We start from the raw sequence: 15,138 nt of genomic DNA on the forward strand, positions 1-15,138 counted from the left end.
TGGTTAATCCTGTTTATCGCTATTTGCCCGATTGCACTAACCTTCGCAGCATTAGGGAAACGCTACCCCAATGCAGGAGGCACGGCCTATTTTGTACGCCAAGCATTCAGCGAGCGATTAGAAACCAGTGTGGCTTGGTTGTTTGTGAGTGTTATTCCTGTCGGTATTCCAGCGGCGATTGCATTGGCAGGTGGCTTTGCTCAACAGCTGTTACCAGCACCACTCGACACACCATTAGGTGCTCAATCCTTTACCGTCGCTTTGCTTATTGCCGTCAATTTGATGGGCAGTAAATCTTCAGGCCGCTTGCAAACCGTAATTGCCTTATCGATTTTTGCTTTAGTCAGCGCCTTTGTTTGGAAAGCCGACATCACTGCTGCTGACATCGCAGTTCCGACTATGACATCCGATTCAATGTGGTCTATTGGTGCTGCACTGGCGGTTATGTTTTGGTGCTTTGTAGGAATCGAAGCCTTTGCTCACATGGGAGAGGAATTTAAGAATCCACAGCGTGACTTCCCCATCGCCATCATTGCCGGGTGTTTCGTCGCAGGCTTAGTGTACTGGGCTTGTTCAGTGGTTATTATCAAGCTAGGCGCTTATGGTTCACCAGAATTTGATGCTGCCTCTATCCCATGGGTGACAGAGCAATTGTTTGGCAATGGCTTTAAAGCCGTTATCAGTGTACTTGGCTTCTTTGCTTGTTTTGCTAGCCTAAACCTTTACACCCAAAGCTTGTCTCGCATGATTTGGGCTCAAGCTCGCCAACACACTCCGACCAGTAAAATGGCGCAGCTCAACAGCCGTGGCGTACCACTTTATCCAACCTTAGCAATTGGCTTTATTGCGCTTATCTCGTGTGTAATCGGCGAGCTGTCTAATTTGGATCTCGAATTCTTTCTTAAACTCGCCAACGGTATTTTCGTACTGGTTTATCTGCTTGCGATGTTAGCGGCTTGCCGATTATTGACTGGCGCATCTAGATACATTGCCATGCTCTCACTGGTGATCTGTACCTTGGTGTTTATCTGCCTAAGCTGGTCGATGCTCTATGCTGTGACTGTTTTTGTGACATTGTCACTCCCTTGGCGGAAGTGGCTAGGCAAAGGTAAACCCACTGTCTCTATCGACAAGTTGTAACTCGATTAGTGATGAATCAGAAAATTGTAAACAAGCCCTACCAATATTACTGATAAAAAAGCCGAGCGATCTGTTTGATCTTCGGCTTTATGTCAGCCAGTCGGATATTACCAAACCCCAGCACTGCACCACTCCAATCACGAGCATCACTTGATCCATATTCATAAAAGTCAAAAGGACGAATGATGATATTTTCAAACTCTGCTCTACGGCTCCACTCATGTTCAGATATCCCTTGATACCACTTCACTGTCACATGTAGCCCAGCAGCCTGACTGATCACTTCAAGATCGCCATGAAACTCACTTTTAATCGCTTCTATCATCGCTTCATGCTTGAGTTTGTATGAACGACGCATCTTTCTAATATGGCGCAATAAATCGCCTTCACGTACAAAGTCCGCCAGCGCTTCTTGTGTATGTGAGGCCGTGTCTCCAGTGAGCGCATCTTTAATCTCAAGACACTTCGCCACCAGACTTTCTGGCACCACCAAATAACCTAGTCGCAAGCCATTGAACATCACCTTACTCAGGGATCCGACATAGATGATGCGATCATCGAACCCTAACTTTCCCGCTAACCCTTGCATGCTGGTATAAGGGCGATGAGCAAACTGAAACTCACTGTCGTAATCATCCTCAATGATCCATGACTGATGTTGATTGGCCCAATCGATCAGTTTAAGTCGTTGCTCGGTATTCAAGGTCGTGCCCATTGGGTATTGGTTACTCGGCGTGACATACAGAGCCTTGGCGTTACTGGACAGCACTTTTTCAATATCTAACCCAACCTTTTCACGCACACTCACACCGTCTAGCTCTAGCCTCAACAGATCGATGATTTTATGCACTTGTCGATAGCCGGGCTCTTCCACAAGGATTTTGTCCCCCATAGCTAACGTCGCCATCAAACCAATTGAGATGGCTTGCTGCGCACCTGCGGTGATGATGATTCTATCGGTACTGCAGTGAACCGAGCGACTACTCGCAAGATACCCGCTCAATGCTTCCCTCAAGGCCAAGCTTCCCTGAACCTCTTGATTTCCCGCTATGTTCTGACGTGTAGAGTGACGTTGCAGCAGCCTCTGCCATTTCGCAAAAGGGAACGCATCTAAGTCAGGAACTCCGGGGGCAAAGCTGCGGTTAATGTCGTTAGGTGTCGCTATGTTTGCAGCCGGTTTACTGACTGTTTGTTTAACCTTCGGATCCTGAACACTGTTTGGCTGAGACAAACTTAGAAAGTGCTCTGGTTGTTCAACCGAGACATAAAACCCTGAGCCTTGCTTACTCTCGATATAGCCTTCGGTGACCAGTTGTTCGTACGCATAAATCACCGTATTTCGACTTACCGACAGTTCTACGGCCAACTTACGCGTTGAGGGTAACTTACTGCCCTTACTCCATAAATCTTGAACAATCTTTTCTCTGATCGCATGAAACAAGGCGGTTTGACGCGTGTCATGTTGCTCGTCTAACTGTAGGTCACCGACATCAATAGGCTGCATAACTGGATCCAAATAGTGTTTAAAAGTGGCTCTATTTAATAAACCAGTTAATCGCTACATTAATCAAAAGGCAATGATTAAGGAGCGATTATGTTATCTAGCACGAAAAGAACCACGATTAAAAAAGGGGCTCACAAAGCCGTATTTGAACAAGAGAAACTTCATCAAATCATAGATGAGAGCTTAATCGCACACATTGCATTGCAAGGCGAACATGGACCAATGGTTATTCCAATGCTCGCGTGGCGAGTGGATGATATGGTCTACATCCATGGTGCTAAAAACAGCCGCTTGTTGAAAGGCTTAAAAAAAGGAGAGCCAACCTGTTTAACGTTCACTTTGTTCGATGGTTGGGTGTTAGCTCGTTCGGCATTTCACCACAGTGCGCATTATCGTTCTGCAGTGGTGTTGGGGTCATTTTCAATCATCGATGACAACCAAGAAAAAGATCGCTTATTGAACATCTTCATTGAGCAAATCGCGCCGGGAAGAACCGACGAAGTCAGGCTCAGTAATGAGAAAGAGCTCACCGCCACCGAGCTATTGGCGATCCCTTTAACAGAAGCCTCCGTGAAGATAGGTAAACATGGAGTGAATGATGATAAAGCTGATATGGATATCCCGGTATGGGCTGGCGTATTACCTTATCGAACGGTCGTTGGGCCATTAGAAACCGTTCCAGAGCAAGAAGGCATCATTGAAACACCAGATTACCAACAAGCCTATGGTGAGCGCTGGTATCAGAATTGATACGCAAAGATGGTCAACTTAATAAAATTGCATACAATCTGAGCTACAAAAGATTCAACATAGCAAAAGAATGTAATCAGACGATGAGAACGAATAAGGATATTCTACCATTTGAAGGCTTGCTCAATGGCATTGGGCAAGTCTATTTCACACCGTCTGTTATGACGTCGCTTCTGCTATTGTTTGCCATTTCTATTGAGTCACTTGCGCTGGCTTTTCTTACCTTGTTTGGCGCCAGTTGCAGCTATGGATTTGCCTTACTGACCAATAAACCGTCTCATGATATTGAGAATGGCATGTATGCACTAAATGGCGCACTGATTGCTTTGTTCATCGGGAATTTTTTTGAAGTAAATGGGTGGCTGATTTTAGTAGTAGCCCTCGGCTCGCTCATTACCGTACCCATCGCCAAGATCGTGTTTAGCTTTAAGAAGTATCGCGGTTACACAAGTGCCTTTATCCTCACCTCTTGGCTGATTTATACTATCCAATCAACCTTGGGGCTATCGGCGTTTTCGGCACCTGACTCCGCACTGAGGCCACTAATCAGTCTTGAGGTAGACTCGTGGTTCAGCTTACCAACACCGGTGCTACCGTTATTGAAAGGGATCAGCCAAGTCAGCTTTATCGATAATGCACTATCGGGTCTAGTCATCTTGGTTGCCATCGCACTCAACAATATCAAGCATGCGCTATGGGTAGTACTCGCAGTGTTAATCAGCACTGTTTTTAGCCACATGATTGGCGCTTCTGGCGCGCTAATTGAGCAAGGTCTTTACGGGTACAACGCCACTCTTGCCACTCTAGCACTTGTGTTCTATCCGCGAATTCCTTGGCCGTTGATCCTATTAGGCATGCTGTTGAGCTGTCTAATCACACTTGGTTTTCATGAACTGTCACTGCTACCACTCACCGCGCCTTTTGTCCTTAGTACTTGGATAACCGTTTACCTATCCACTCATTTTAAAAAGCTAGATGAAGACTAATGACGATCAGTATTGACTCTCAAAACGCTCAATATACTGCTTAGGCGTCAAACCTCGATGTTTCTTAAACATCCGATTAAAGCTCGCGACGTTGGTATAACCTAACCTCTTTGAGACCTCTTCCACTGGCACTGAATACATCAACAACTCCACGGCCACGTTACTTAATGCATACCCCATAATGGTAGAAAAATTGATGCCCGATTTATGCAAACGGCGTTGAAACTGCTGCTCAGAGAGCCCTAATAAACTGGAAACCTTGTGAAGGGTTGGTAAACCAAAGTGGCGACTGTAGTTGATCATCTCATAGGTGACCTTATGTTCATCACCAGCATCTGGCATGTTTAGATAGTTATCCAAGTCATGAAAGTTCATCGCCAGATTTGCTTTACTGTTCGATAGTGATTGATTGATTGATAACCTCGATTCACTCGGGATCCAAACCTCTGTGCGAGGCTGTCCCCATTGAATCGTACAGCCGAAATATTCATGGTAGAGGTCAACATTCTCTCGACGACCTGCTATTGAAACCGCAACGGGTTTAAAGTCATCACCCAAATATCGACGTAAAATCTTCATAATGAAAACCGCGACTCTTATTGAGTCATGCACTTTACCCGTTTCTGAGTAAGCAGGATTGTCGTAGCACCATTTAATCATTGTCCCTACCTGTGCACCGTATAAGAACGCACCAGACTGTAAACAGTGCAGGCCAATGTTCACTCGGCGGATCGTAGAAGCAAGATCATGTCCAGAAAAAAACCAGTTGGTTAACGGGCCTAATTTTTCAATATCCACTCGGTCAGACAGTTTCAGAATAATATCTGGATCATTAGTTTGCTGTTCAAGAAACCCATACCATTTATCGACTTCATTGACCGGAATAAGATTCATTGAGTTAGTAAATACAGACTTCGGAATACCTAAACGCTCCGTATTAACCACAGGGTTTGTGACAGCGTGTTGATAAATACCCAAAATCCCTAACGCTCTTAAGAAGTTACAATTGTTCATTAGTCGCTAACCCTTAGAAAGGAGATCACAGATAAAATCATATAATTGCCATTATCGAAGTAATTAGTAAATTTACAACCTGTAAATCCAACTTCCATCACACTCGGCGTTCAAATTTTACTTAGGGTTGATCAATGAGTTTACTAAGTGTCCCATTTGTTGGAACAGGCGCAGACACCGCATTACACGTCGTAGCTGGCGTTGTGTTGGTCGCAACAATCGCAGCTGCATGTTACGGCTTTTGGCGTGTTCATGAATTACCAATCAATAAAGCCCACAGTAAAGAGCATCACCAGCTCGGTTTAATCACAGCTTTAACTTGGATTGGCTTCATATGGCACTGGGTATGGGTACTTGCCGTCATTTTAGCGTTTGTTGATATGGAAAAAGCCATCATAAACCTGAGAGACACATGGAAAGCACCTGCGGAACCAACAGGACAACAAGTTAAGAATGATCAAGATGGGGAGAGCCAAACATGTTAGAAGGCTTAGCTCTGTGGGCACTGTTCATCTATCTACTTAGGCTTATTGGTATGCCATGGAACAAGGGCACCAAAGCATTTTCTTATCTAGGTGGTACATCATGGTTATTGTTTGTTTGGGTTGGACTCATTAACTACACGCCGATGGATCTCTCTGGAGGTTCAGTCGTTCAATCACCACACATTCAGCTACGTCCAGATTCAACCAATGTGTCAGGCAAAACAACCAAGGTTCACATTAGACCGAACCAAGACGTGATTGAAGGTCAGCTCATTTACGAAATTGATGACACCAAATATGTTATTGCAAGAGATAAGGCTAACGTGCAACTTGAATCGGCGAACGTTGCTTTGGATACCGCTCACCAAGAAGTGAGCATCGCTAAAGTAAGCTATCAGTCAGCGCTTGAAGATATCAAAGCCTCTGTCGCTCAGATAGAATCAGCAAAAACAGATCTTGTTCTGCAATCTAAAACACTTGACCGTTACCAAAAGCAAAACAAAGTTGTAGAACATACGATTACTGAGACTGACATCGACCAACAAACGGCAAAGGTAGACTTGGCAACGTATAACGTCACCACATTGGAATCTCAACTAAGTAAGAAAGAAGTTGATGCTGAGAACGCGAAGTTAAACATCCACAAAGCAGAAACCAACGTCAGTAAGAAACAAACTGAGGTAGATTCGGCAAAAGCAACATTGGCTCAAGCTCAATGGGATTTGAACAGTACCAAAGTAACTGCGCCGACTGACGGCTTTGTAACTAATTTCATTCTTCGTGAAGGACAGCGAGTATCAATGATGCCTCGTATCCAAATGTACACTGAAGAAAAATACGTGTTAATGCGAGTGAATCACCAAGCTATTCGTAACGTAAAAGTGGGCCAACCTGCTGAGTTTGCAACGGCGGTATACCCAGGCAAGATATTCTCCGCAACCGTAGAAGGCATTGTTGAAGCGACGGGTGAAGCACAAGCTAGCCTATTAGGTATTGATGAACAAGTTCGTGTCACCACAGGTCGAAACCTTCAGAACAAGCACCACTTTGTCCGCTTAAAAATTGACGAGGCGGAAGGTTACGATATTCCAGTCGGCTCTGTAGGGTTAGCTTGGGTAAGCGGTGAGAAGCCGATCAGCTTTATGGCGTTCCTAGACGTAATACGCGGGATCATCATTAGAATGAAGTCCCAGTTATATTTCTTCTACTCGATCTAATACTTGTTTTAGATAAAACGATACAAAGCCCGTGAGATCTGAGATCGCACGGGCTTTTATCTATTTTACCGTTAGTTGCAGACAGAGCAGCAAAAATCAAAAAACTAAGCAGTATTCAGTATTCAGTATTCAGTATTCAGTATTCACTTTTATCGTTTATTCCTTAATGACAAGCAATACAAATCGCAAAATGCAATTGCAAAACGCAACTGCCAACTTCCAAAATGCAAGCAAACCGTTTAAATACGCACCAAATTGCTATAAAATACCCATTTTACGTTGCTTTAAAAGTTGGCACACTAACTGCAATGTACATATTGACCCTTCTTAAGCCGAGGGTCACCTAGCCAACTGACGTTGTTAGTGAACCTTTCTTGTTCACGATATATATAGGCCAATTGCGAGTATTGCGATTGGCCATTTTTTTGCCTGCAATTTAAGAAACATCGCCCATCCAATATACAGACACCCATTCATAGTCATAATCGCTAGCATTCATAGTGAAGTTCAATTCTGGCTCATCACCTACGCCATAGAAAACGTTTTCTAATTATTTTTTAAGAATAAATATGAAAAGTAACCTTATGTTTTAAATGTCTATTTTTAACATAACCGCCTTAATAGATGGCTTATTGATAAAACTAGCATTGACTATGTTATTTATATCACGATAATGCGCACGTTTGCCTGCAATACGGCGACCGTTAATTTTAATTTTGAACAATTGCGGAGGTAAAAAATGGCTGCGGATAATAACTACAGTCTTGGGCCGGTTCCAACATCGGCTAGGAAAGGAGTTGCTTCACTCACCATGGTAATGCTTGGACTCACTTTCTTCTCTGCAAGTATGTGGACAGGTGGTTCACTCGGGACAGGTCTTTCTTTCAACGATTTCTTCCTCGCCGTTCTCATCGGTAACCTAATTCTTGGTATTTACACTTCTTTTCTTGGCTACATCGGCTCATCTACTGGCCTCTCTACTCATCTCCTTGCTCGTTTCTCTTTTGGTACTAAAGGCTCATGGCTTCCTTCTGCTCTACTTGGTGGTACACAAGTCGGCTGGTTTGGTGTAGGCGTTGCCATGTTCGCAATTCCGGTACAGAAAGCCACAGGCATTGATACCAACACCTTGATTATTGTGTCAGGCCTTTTGATGACAGGTACGGTGTACTTCGGTATTAAAGCGCTAATGGTGCTTTCAGCAATTGCGGTGCCCGCGATTGCAATTTTGGGTGGTTACTCAGTACTAACAGCCGTAGACAGTGTTGGTGGACTAGAGCAACTGCAGCTGATTAAGCCAGAGACGCCAATGGACTTCTCAATGGCACTAGCAATGGTTGTAGGTTCGTTTGTAAGTGCAGGTACGTTGACTGCCGATTTCGTTCGCTTCGGTAAAAAGCCAGCAAGCGCCGTGTTAATTACAATGGTCGCGTTCTTCATCGGTAACTCGCTGATGTTTATCTTCGGCGCAGCAGGCGCAGCAGCAACCGGTCAGGCTGATATTTCAGATGTGATGATCGCGCAAGGTCTACTGCTTCCAGCCATCATCGTGCTTGGCTTGAATATCTGGACAACCAATGAAAATGCACTTTATGCGTCAGGTCTGGGTTTATCTAACATCACAGGTCGCTCAAGTACTACAATGTCTATCATTAACGGCATTATCGGTACGATTTTCGCGCTTTGGTTATACAACAACTTCGTTGGTTGGTTAACCTTCCTTTCGTTAGCGATTCCACCCATTGGTGGCGTAATCATCGCCGACTTCTTCGCGAACCGTAAACGTTACAAAGATTTTGCAAATGCAGAGTTCCAAACCGTTAACTGGGCTGGCATTATCGCGGTAGCAACAGGCGTAGCCGCTGGTCACTTCCTACCTGGCATCGTTCCTTTGAATGCCGTGTTTGGTGGTGCAATCAGTTACCTCGTGCTAAATCCTCTATTGAACAAAAAAGCTCTGAAATCTCAGGCCGCTTAAGGACACACTATGACAACCTTATTAATCAAGAACGCGAAACTTCAAGACCAAGAGGGCTTGAAACAAATTCTGATTGAAAATGGTCAATTTTCTCGCATTCTCGATAATGACGCGCAAATCAACCATCAGGGCGAAACTCTTGATGCAGAAGGCGGCATTGTTGTTTCTCCTTTCTGTGAACCGCACATTCACCTAGACACGACTCAGACAGCTGGTGAGCCTAACTGGAATATCTCTGGTACCTTGTTTGAAGGTATTGAGCGTTGGGCTGAGCGTAAAGAATTATTATCAATCGAAGACGTAAAGTCTCGTGCCAAGCAAACACTGAAATGGCAGATAGCTAACGGGGTTCAACACGTGCGTACACACGTTGATGTGTCAGACCCAACGTTAGTGGCGTTAAGAGCGATGGTTGAAGTCCGCGAAGAGATGAAAGAGTGGGTCGACATCCAAATCGTTGCATTCCCTCAAGAAGGCATTCTTTCATACCCTAACGGCAAAGAGTTGCTTGAAGAAGCCGTGAAGATCGGCGCTGACGTTATCGGTGCTATCCCTCACTTTGAATTCACTCGTGAATACGGGGTTGAATCTCTGCATTACGTGTTCGAGCTTGCACGCAAGTACGACTGCCTGATCGACGTTCACTGTGATGAGATTGACGATGAGCAATCTCGCTTCGTTGAAACGCTGGCAGCCCTTGCGCACAAATTCGAAATGGGTGAGAAGGTAACGGCAAGCCATACCACAGCGATGGGGTCCTATAACGGTGCTTACGCATCTCGCTTGTTCCGTCTATTGAAGATGTCTGGTATCAACTTCGTGGCTAACCCGTTAGTGAACATTCACTTACAGGGTCGCTTCGACGACTACCCGAAACGTCGTGGCGTAACGCGTGTTAAAGAGATGCTCGCAGCAAATATCAATGTGTGTTTCGGCCACGATGATGTGTTTGACCCATGGTACCCACTGGGTACAGCGAATATGCTTCAAGTTCTGCACATGGGACTGCACGTAACGCAAGTGATGGGCTACGACCAAATCAACACCTCACTTGATTTGATCAGCAAGAACTCAGCACGCACACTGCATATCCAAGACAACTACGGCATTGAAGAAGGTAAGCCAGGAAGCTTACTAATTCTTCCTGCAGATAACGGTTTTGATGCAGTACGTCGCCAAGTTCCAGTGCAGTACTCTATTCGCCACGGAAAAATAATCGCAGAGACTCAACCAGCTAAGACTAAAATTAACTTAGATAAGACTGAAGATATCAACTTCAAACGATAATATCGTCTATACTAACGAAGAAAAGGAGGCTTAGGCTTCCTTTTTACTTTGTCATGGCGTGTAACTTTATAAACCTATCAGCTGTTGTAGGTAGTTTTTGTTAACAAGCGCAACATGACAAAAAAACTCGCTGATTTATCAATCAATGAGTGTACAACCCGAAAGACTGTGTTAACATGCACTCGCTCTGTTAGCCGGAGTTATTTAAGTTAGATGAATAGTAAAAAATGACATGTAAAATCGTTACCCGTTTTTGTAAGTAGTTTTTCCTTATTTCTTAGCAATATTAAATAATTCAATTATCAGCGCATTGCAGTAATGCAATCAACAATTTAGAAAATTTATGAATAAGGGACAAATTATGTCTAACACAAATACTGGCACTGTAAAATGGTTTAACGAAGAGAAAGGTTTCGGTTTCATTTCTCAAGACAACGGCGGCGCTGACGTATTCGTACACTTCCGTGCTATCGCTTCTGAAGGTTTCAAAACTCTGAAAGAAGGCCAAAAGGTTTCTTTCGAAGTTGAAAACGGTCAAAAAGGCCTACAAGCAGCAAACGTTGTTGCTCAATAATTAGCTTTTAGCTAAAAAGAATTTTAAAGCGCTGATTTTTATCGGCGCTTTTTTATGCCTGAAATAAACTTCCACTGAGTTACTACCTCTTCCACACTCACCCGTATTACCCATTTTTCGGCAGAGTGTTTGAACAAGCTTGGCTAACCCATTATTGACCGCGATTGGTATTACAGCCCCCCTCACCAACAGCCGCCCCCACCCAACCGGACCACTCCTCTTTGGTCAAATAACACCCTATTTATTATTCGATATAAATATGCAATCGATTTCCATAATGAAAATGAGTTGTTTACCCAATCCTCATCCATTAATTATATAATTTTTAAAGCAAAGATCGGTAAAATCCGCTAATCTTGGTCGCAGTGGCTTAGTTAGTTTGGTATCTGCAGTAAAAATCATGAAAAAAGACGAATTTCAAAAATCCACCGCAAATCTAAAAAAAGCGGTGCCTCTTATGATGAAGAACCGGGTGTCTACTACACCTGCAAATTACGCACTTTGGTACACCTATGTTGACAATGCTATCCCACAGCTGACTAAAGACATGGATGGTATCTTGGAATACTATGGCATTTGTCCTCCAGCCGTTGGTGAGCAGCTTTACAATAATTATGTTGCTAGCAAGTCTGAAACGAATATCAATGACCTCCGCGCTAATTTAGAGTTGTTGGTCTCGGAAGTTTCGAATTCGATGAATGACACACTGACCGATACCTCTGCTTTTTCTGAGATGATTGATAAAAGCTTCGAGGATTTGGCCCGCGTTGACAATGAAAGTTTATCGATCGATGAAGTCATGTCTTTAGTTCGTCAGTTAGTTTCTGAATCTCGTCATATTCGTCACTCTACTCAATTTTTAAATTCTCAGTTGAATTCTGCAACATCAGAAATCACTAAGCTAAAATCTCAGCTGGTAGAAGTGCAGAAAGATGCACTCTTTGACAGCACAACGACACTCTATAACCGTCGCTCTTTCGACCGTGATATAGAAACCCTGTGTGAAGCGAAACAACCTCTGTGTTTGATTCTTCTCGATATCGATCATTTTAAAAACTTCAACGACACTTATGGCCACCTATTTGGTGACATGGTTCTTAAAGGCATTGCGCGCAAATTAAAACAAATGTGCCGTGAAGGTATTTCTGCTTACCGATTTGGTGGTGAAGAGTTCGCGATAATCGTGCCAAACAAATCATTACGCATTGCACGCCAGCTTGCTGACACCAACCGCCGCTCTCTAGAAAAGCTATCGATTAAAGATCGTCGTAGCGGGCAACAGGTAGGTAGTATCACCGCATCGTTTGGTGTTGCTGAACTTGAACCCGGTGAATCGGCACAATCACTGATCGAACGCGCTGATAAGCTACTTTACGAAGCGAAGTCACTTGGTCGAAATAGAGTGATGCCGCTGTAATCTGCAATCATCTAAAAAAATTACAGTTAAACGGCGTACTTACTAAGCTCTAGACTCAAAAATAGACTCGCAATTAACATCGAAAGCAAAAAGCCCCAATCAATAACCAGTAGGTTAATCGTTGGGGCTTTGTCGTTTATGCATAGTCGTCAGTGTTTAATGCTAAATACATTCAGAGTGTTTAGCACTACACTGGCTCTACATCTTTCATAAAAACCAAAGATGTAGCTGTGACATTAAAGGGCGTAGCAATAGTTAAGACAGTAATCTTCACCACTCTTAGCTCGGAACTCTTTGTCTTCGCTGCATGCTTTTGGTTTGCCCTTCTCATCACCTTGAACTAAGCTGATCCAGTGACGTATTGCTGTAGTGATGCCTTGACGCTCAGTATTCGTTTGTACCGCTTCCATTGGCGACTGGCCAAACGTGGTGCACGACTCTAACTGAATATCATCGATATCGACCAATTCAATACACCCCGTCCCTTTATGACAACCAAACATCACTTCTAAATGGCTTCCACTGCTATCTCGGAACAAGATTGAGTCTGGGTCACACTTCTCACCCATGTAAGCTACAAACTGCTTAGGGTGCTTTAGACCGCTGTGTTGGCCATCTTTGAAATAAGCCATGATATGACGGTAATCAACTACATAGCTCGTTACATCTTGATGTGAGCCGTTCTCTAATGGGAACAATCTGTCTAGCAGTTGCTTCGCTTTGAGTTGCTTCTCAGTTTGCTGTTTGGCACTGATAGTCTCCACGGCAAAGACAGCTTCAGCGATAAATGGTTTTGTTTGTTTTTGGATTTCTGTTTTATCGAATGTCAGCATATTCATAGTCTTTCCCTCTTGACCAACCCGGTGAACATTCACCGATTTTTATAGCAAAAATGTGTCCTAGAGCAATTATTCCAAACTAACGTTTAACTTATTTGTCATTTTGTGAATTGCTTAGTTTGTAGACTAGCGCTTTTTTGCCTACAATTTCACAACAAAAATTTTACAATGTGAATTTTACAAATATGGCCTTGTCAAAAAGTTTAGTTCGTCAGTCTCATTTCCTAGGTACGAAAATACGTAACCTAAGAAAACGTAACCATTTAACGATGGAAGATCTGTCTGCGCGTTGTATTAGAATCAACCCAGAATACGCACCTTCCGTTTCTTACCTTTCAATGATTGAACGTGGAAAGCGCGTCCCAAGCATCGATATGCTAGAAGTAATCGCGCAGGTCTTTCAGAAGAACCCAACCTGGTTCCTTGACGACGAATCTGAACAACAAGCCATTGCTCCTGATAAAGGGAATCGTGGTGGGATAAGTGGCATGGCACTCGAGCCTAGCTTTCTTTTCTCCAACGACATCCTGCAAATTGCAATTCCAGAGATGCTATCTCAAACGGGGATCTCAGGCCGCCAGTTTGCACACCTCTTAATTCGAGCACACCAAGAAAGCAATCAGAACCACTTCCCTGACCTTGAGCGCGCAGCGGAAGAAGTTGGCTTAAAACGTCTTAACCTCAGCGTAGAAGATCTGATAGACATCGCTAGAAGCCTAGAAATTAACATCCGTTGGGTAACACGCACACCGAAAGACGTTGTTGATGAACTCGGAATTAATGCCAAACAGCTAGTCACTTCGTTCTTTGAACCTCCTAGCACAATCTTCTTAAACGAAATCCTGAAAGAGTACCCCACTCGTCTGAAATACGATTTATCGGTCTATATTGGCCATTGTATTCTGCATAGCAAAGAAGGCTTAAAGAGTGTGTTGTCGGTCGGCAACAACAACACATGGGACGACAACCAGGTTTCAGGCTCTTCGCAACTTAATTCTCAAGATATTCTTCAAGCATGGCGAGACTTTGAATCTAGCTTCTTTGCTGGCGCACTTCTTTGCCCCAAAGTTCCATTTAGACAGTTGCTTGACCGCACTGGTTACGAAATCGACGTTCACAAAAGAGCGGGGGTTTCCCCCTCTGTTGCTATGCGTCGAATGACGGTAGTATCGCCCTACCCTCACTGGCACTACTTTGATGCTTATGGGCCAGGGAAACTCAAGGCGGTGTACCGCGGGAACGGGATTCCACTGCCTTGGGGAAATATGAGAACTGTTGCCGACCCATGTCAACATTGGGCTGTGTTTCGTCGATTGTCAGAACCTCGCGCAGGGAGTTCGGCTCAAATATCTATTTTAAATGTGGGTGATGAACCAAGAATCTACTGTTGTGAATCCATCAATATGACGGATCCTGCAGGTAACAATCGCGTATTGTGTGCTGGCATAGACCTTAACCCTGCAATTGATGCACAAGGCGGTAATTCAAGAGACATTGCAGAGCAACTTAAAGCATCATGCGTTAACAATGGTGGCTCTGTGGTAATCCCGCGTAACATCAAGAAAGACCTCACGACAATAGCCAAGATTCTAAATATAAATTGGATTGAACGTGGGATTGAGACAGAGGCTAGGCTTATCTGCTCCCGAGGTGGAGAATGCCCGCGCCAACCAAGCTGTTACTCAAAGTGTGGTGAGTGTTAGCGCAAGAATGGTATGAGCATGATTAGTAAATTGTCGTGCTCTGCTTGTTTTGCTTTAGCTAACTGCACTTAATAATAAGTGTAGTAATAACAATTAATAAAAAGTAATACCAACAAGTAGAACTCAAAATTCAGGCAAAAAAAAACCAATCACAAAAGGGTGATTGGTCATATATTTTGTGTGAACAATATGGGTTCACTAACAACGTCAGTTGGCTAGGTGACCCTCGGCTTAAGAAGGGTCA

13 protein-coding genes are annotated in these 15,138 nt (G+C 43.8%); 10 read left to right on the forward strand and 3 right to left on the reverse strand.

Annotated features, from left to right (window positions below; translation table 11 throughout):
• The coding region (yjeH, locus tag AB4496_RS13920) for an L-methionine/branched-chain amino acid transporter (protein ID WP_372131179.1) at positions 1-1,140 on the forward strand (1,140 nt) is incomplete at its 5' end.
• A gap of 46 nt (positions 1,141-1,186) precedes the next feature.
• Here the strand turns inward: yjeH and AB4496_RS13925 are convergent.
• The gene (locus AB4496_RS13925) at positions 1,187-2,644 is read right to left on the reverse strand and encodes a PLP-dependent aminotransferase family protein (RefSeq protein ID WP_009845689.1); all 1,458 of its coding nucleotides are present in this window, start codon (positions 2,642-2,644) and stop codon (positions 1,187-1,189) included.
• Positions 2,645-2,734: 90 nt separating this feature from the next.
• On the opposite strand from AB4496_RS13925, the gene AB4496_RS13930 reads away from it, so the two are divergent.
• Both AB4496_RS13930 and AB4496_RS13935 read left to right on the forward strand, forming a co-directional pair.
• Positions 2,735-3,394, forward strand: a complete 660-nt coding sequence (locus AB4496_RS13930) for a pyridoxamine 5'-phosphate oxidase family protein (protein WP_009845690.1) — start codon at positions 2,735-2,737, stop codon at positions 3,392-3,394.
• Positions 3,395-3,477: 83 nt separating this feature from the next.
• On the forward strand, positions 3,478-4,380 hold the full coding sequence (locus tag AB4496_RS13935; RefSeq protein ID WP_009845691.1) for an urea transporter: 903 nt from the start codon (positions 3,478-3,480) through the stop codon (positions 4,378-4,380).
• A gap of 6 nt (positions 4,381-4,386) precedes the next feature.
• Here the strand turns inward: AB4496_RS13935 and AB4496_RS13940 are convergent, their stop codons facing one another.
• Complete coding sequence (locus tag AB4496_RS13940; RefSeq protein ID WP_009845692.1) at positions 4,387-5,394, reverse strand: AraC family transcriptional regulator; 1,008 nt, start codon at positions 5,392-5,394, stop codon at positions 4,387-4,389.
• 134 nt (positions 5,395-5,528) lie between these two features.
• Here AB4496_RS13940 and AB4496_RS13945 point away from each other — a divergent pair, with 134 nt between their 5' ends.
• The 6 genes from AB4496_RS13945 to AB4496_RS13970 all read left to right on the forward strand — a co-directional run bounded on the left by AB4496_RS13945 (position 5,529) and on the right by AB4496_RS13970 (position 12,352).
• Entirely contained in the window at positions 5,529-5,879 is a 351-nt protein-coding gene (locus tag AB4496_RS13945; protein ID WP_009845693.1) for a hypothetical protein, read from the forward strand.
• On the forward strand, positions 5,873-7,096 hold the full coding sequence (locus tag AB4496_RS13950) for an HlyD family secretion protein (protein WP_009845694.1): 1,224 nt from the start codon (positions 5,873-5,875) through the stop codon (positions 7,094-7,096). The genes AB4496_RS13945 and AB4496_RS13950 overlap by 7 nt, the downstream gene beginning before the upstream one ends.
• 739 nt (positions 7,097-7,835) lie before the next feature.
• On the forward strand, positions 7,836-9,074 hold the full coding sequence (codB, locus tag AB4496_RS13955) for a cytosine permease (protein ID WP_032499239.1): 1,239 nt from the start codon (positions 7,836-7,838) through the stop codon (positions 9,072-9,074).
• 9 nt (positions 9,075-9,083) lie between these two features.
• A complete protein-coding gene (locus AB4496_RS13960) occupies positions 9,084-10,361 on the forward strand; it encodes a cytosine deaminase (protein WP_009845696.1) in 1,278 nt (425 codons plus the stop codon).
• 361 nt (positions 10,362-10,722) lie between these two features.
• The gene (locus AB4496_RS13965; RefSeq protein WP_004730009.1) at positions 10,723-10,935 is read left to right on the forward strand and encodes a cold-shock protein; all 213 of its coding nucleotides are present in this window, start codon (positions 10,723-10,725) and stop codon (positions 10,933-10,935) included.
• A gap of 400 nt (positions 10,936-11,335) precedes the next feature.
• The gene (locus AB4496_RS13970) at positions 11,336-12,352 is read left to right on the forward strand and encodes a GGDEF domain-containing protein (protein ID WP_009845697.1); all 1,017 of its coding nucleotides are present in this window, start codon (positions 11,336-11,338) and stop codon (positions 12,350-12,352) included.
• A gap of 236 nt (positions 12,353-12,588) precedes the next feature.
• Here the strand turns inward: AB4496_RS13970 and AB4496_RS13975 are convergent, their stop codons facing one another.
• Positions 12,589-13,191 (reverse strand): malate synthase, encoded by a 603-nt coding sequence (locus tag AB4496_RS13975; protein WP_009845698.1) that lies wholly within the window; start codon positions 13,189-13,191, stop codon positions 12,589-12,591.
• A 170-nt stretch (positions 13,192-13,361) separates the two neighbouring features.
• Here AB4496_RS13975 and AB4496_RS13980 point away from each other — a divergent pair, with 170 nt between their 5' ends.
• Positions 13,362-14,894, forward strand: a complete 1,533-nt coding sequence (locus AB4496_RS13980) for a DUF3612 domain-containing protein (protein WP_083784035.1) — start codon at positions 13,362-13,364, stop codon at positions 14,892-14,894.
• The last annotated feature ends 244 nt before the right edge of the window (positions 14,895-15,138 follow it).

It is taken from the genome of Vibrio sp. 10N.222.46.A1, from assembly GCF_041473595.1.
Taxonomy (GTDB): domain Bacteria; phylum Pseudomonadota; class Gammaproteobacteria; order Enterobacterales; family Vibrionaceae; genus Vibrio; species Vibrio tasmaniensis_A.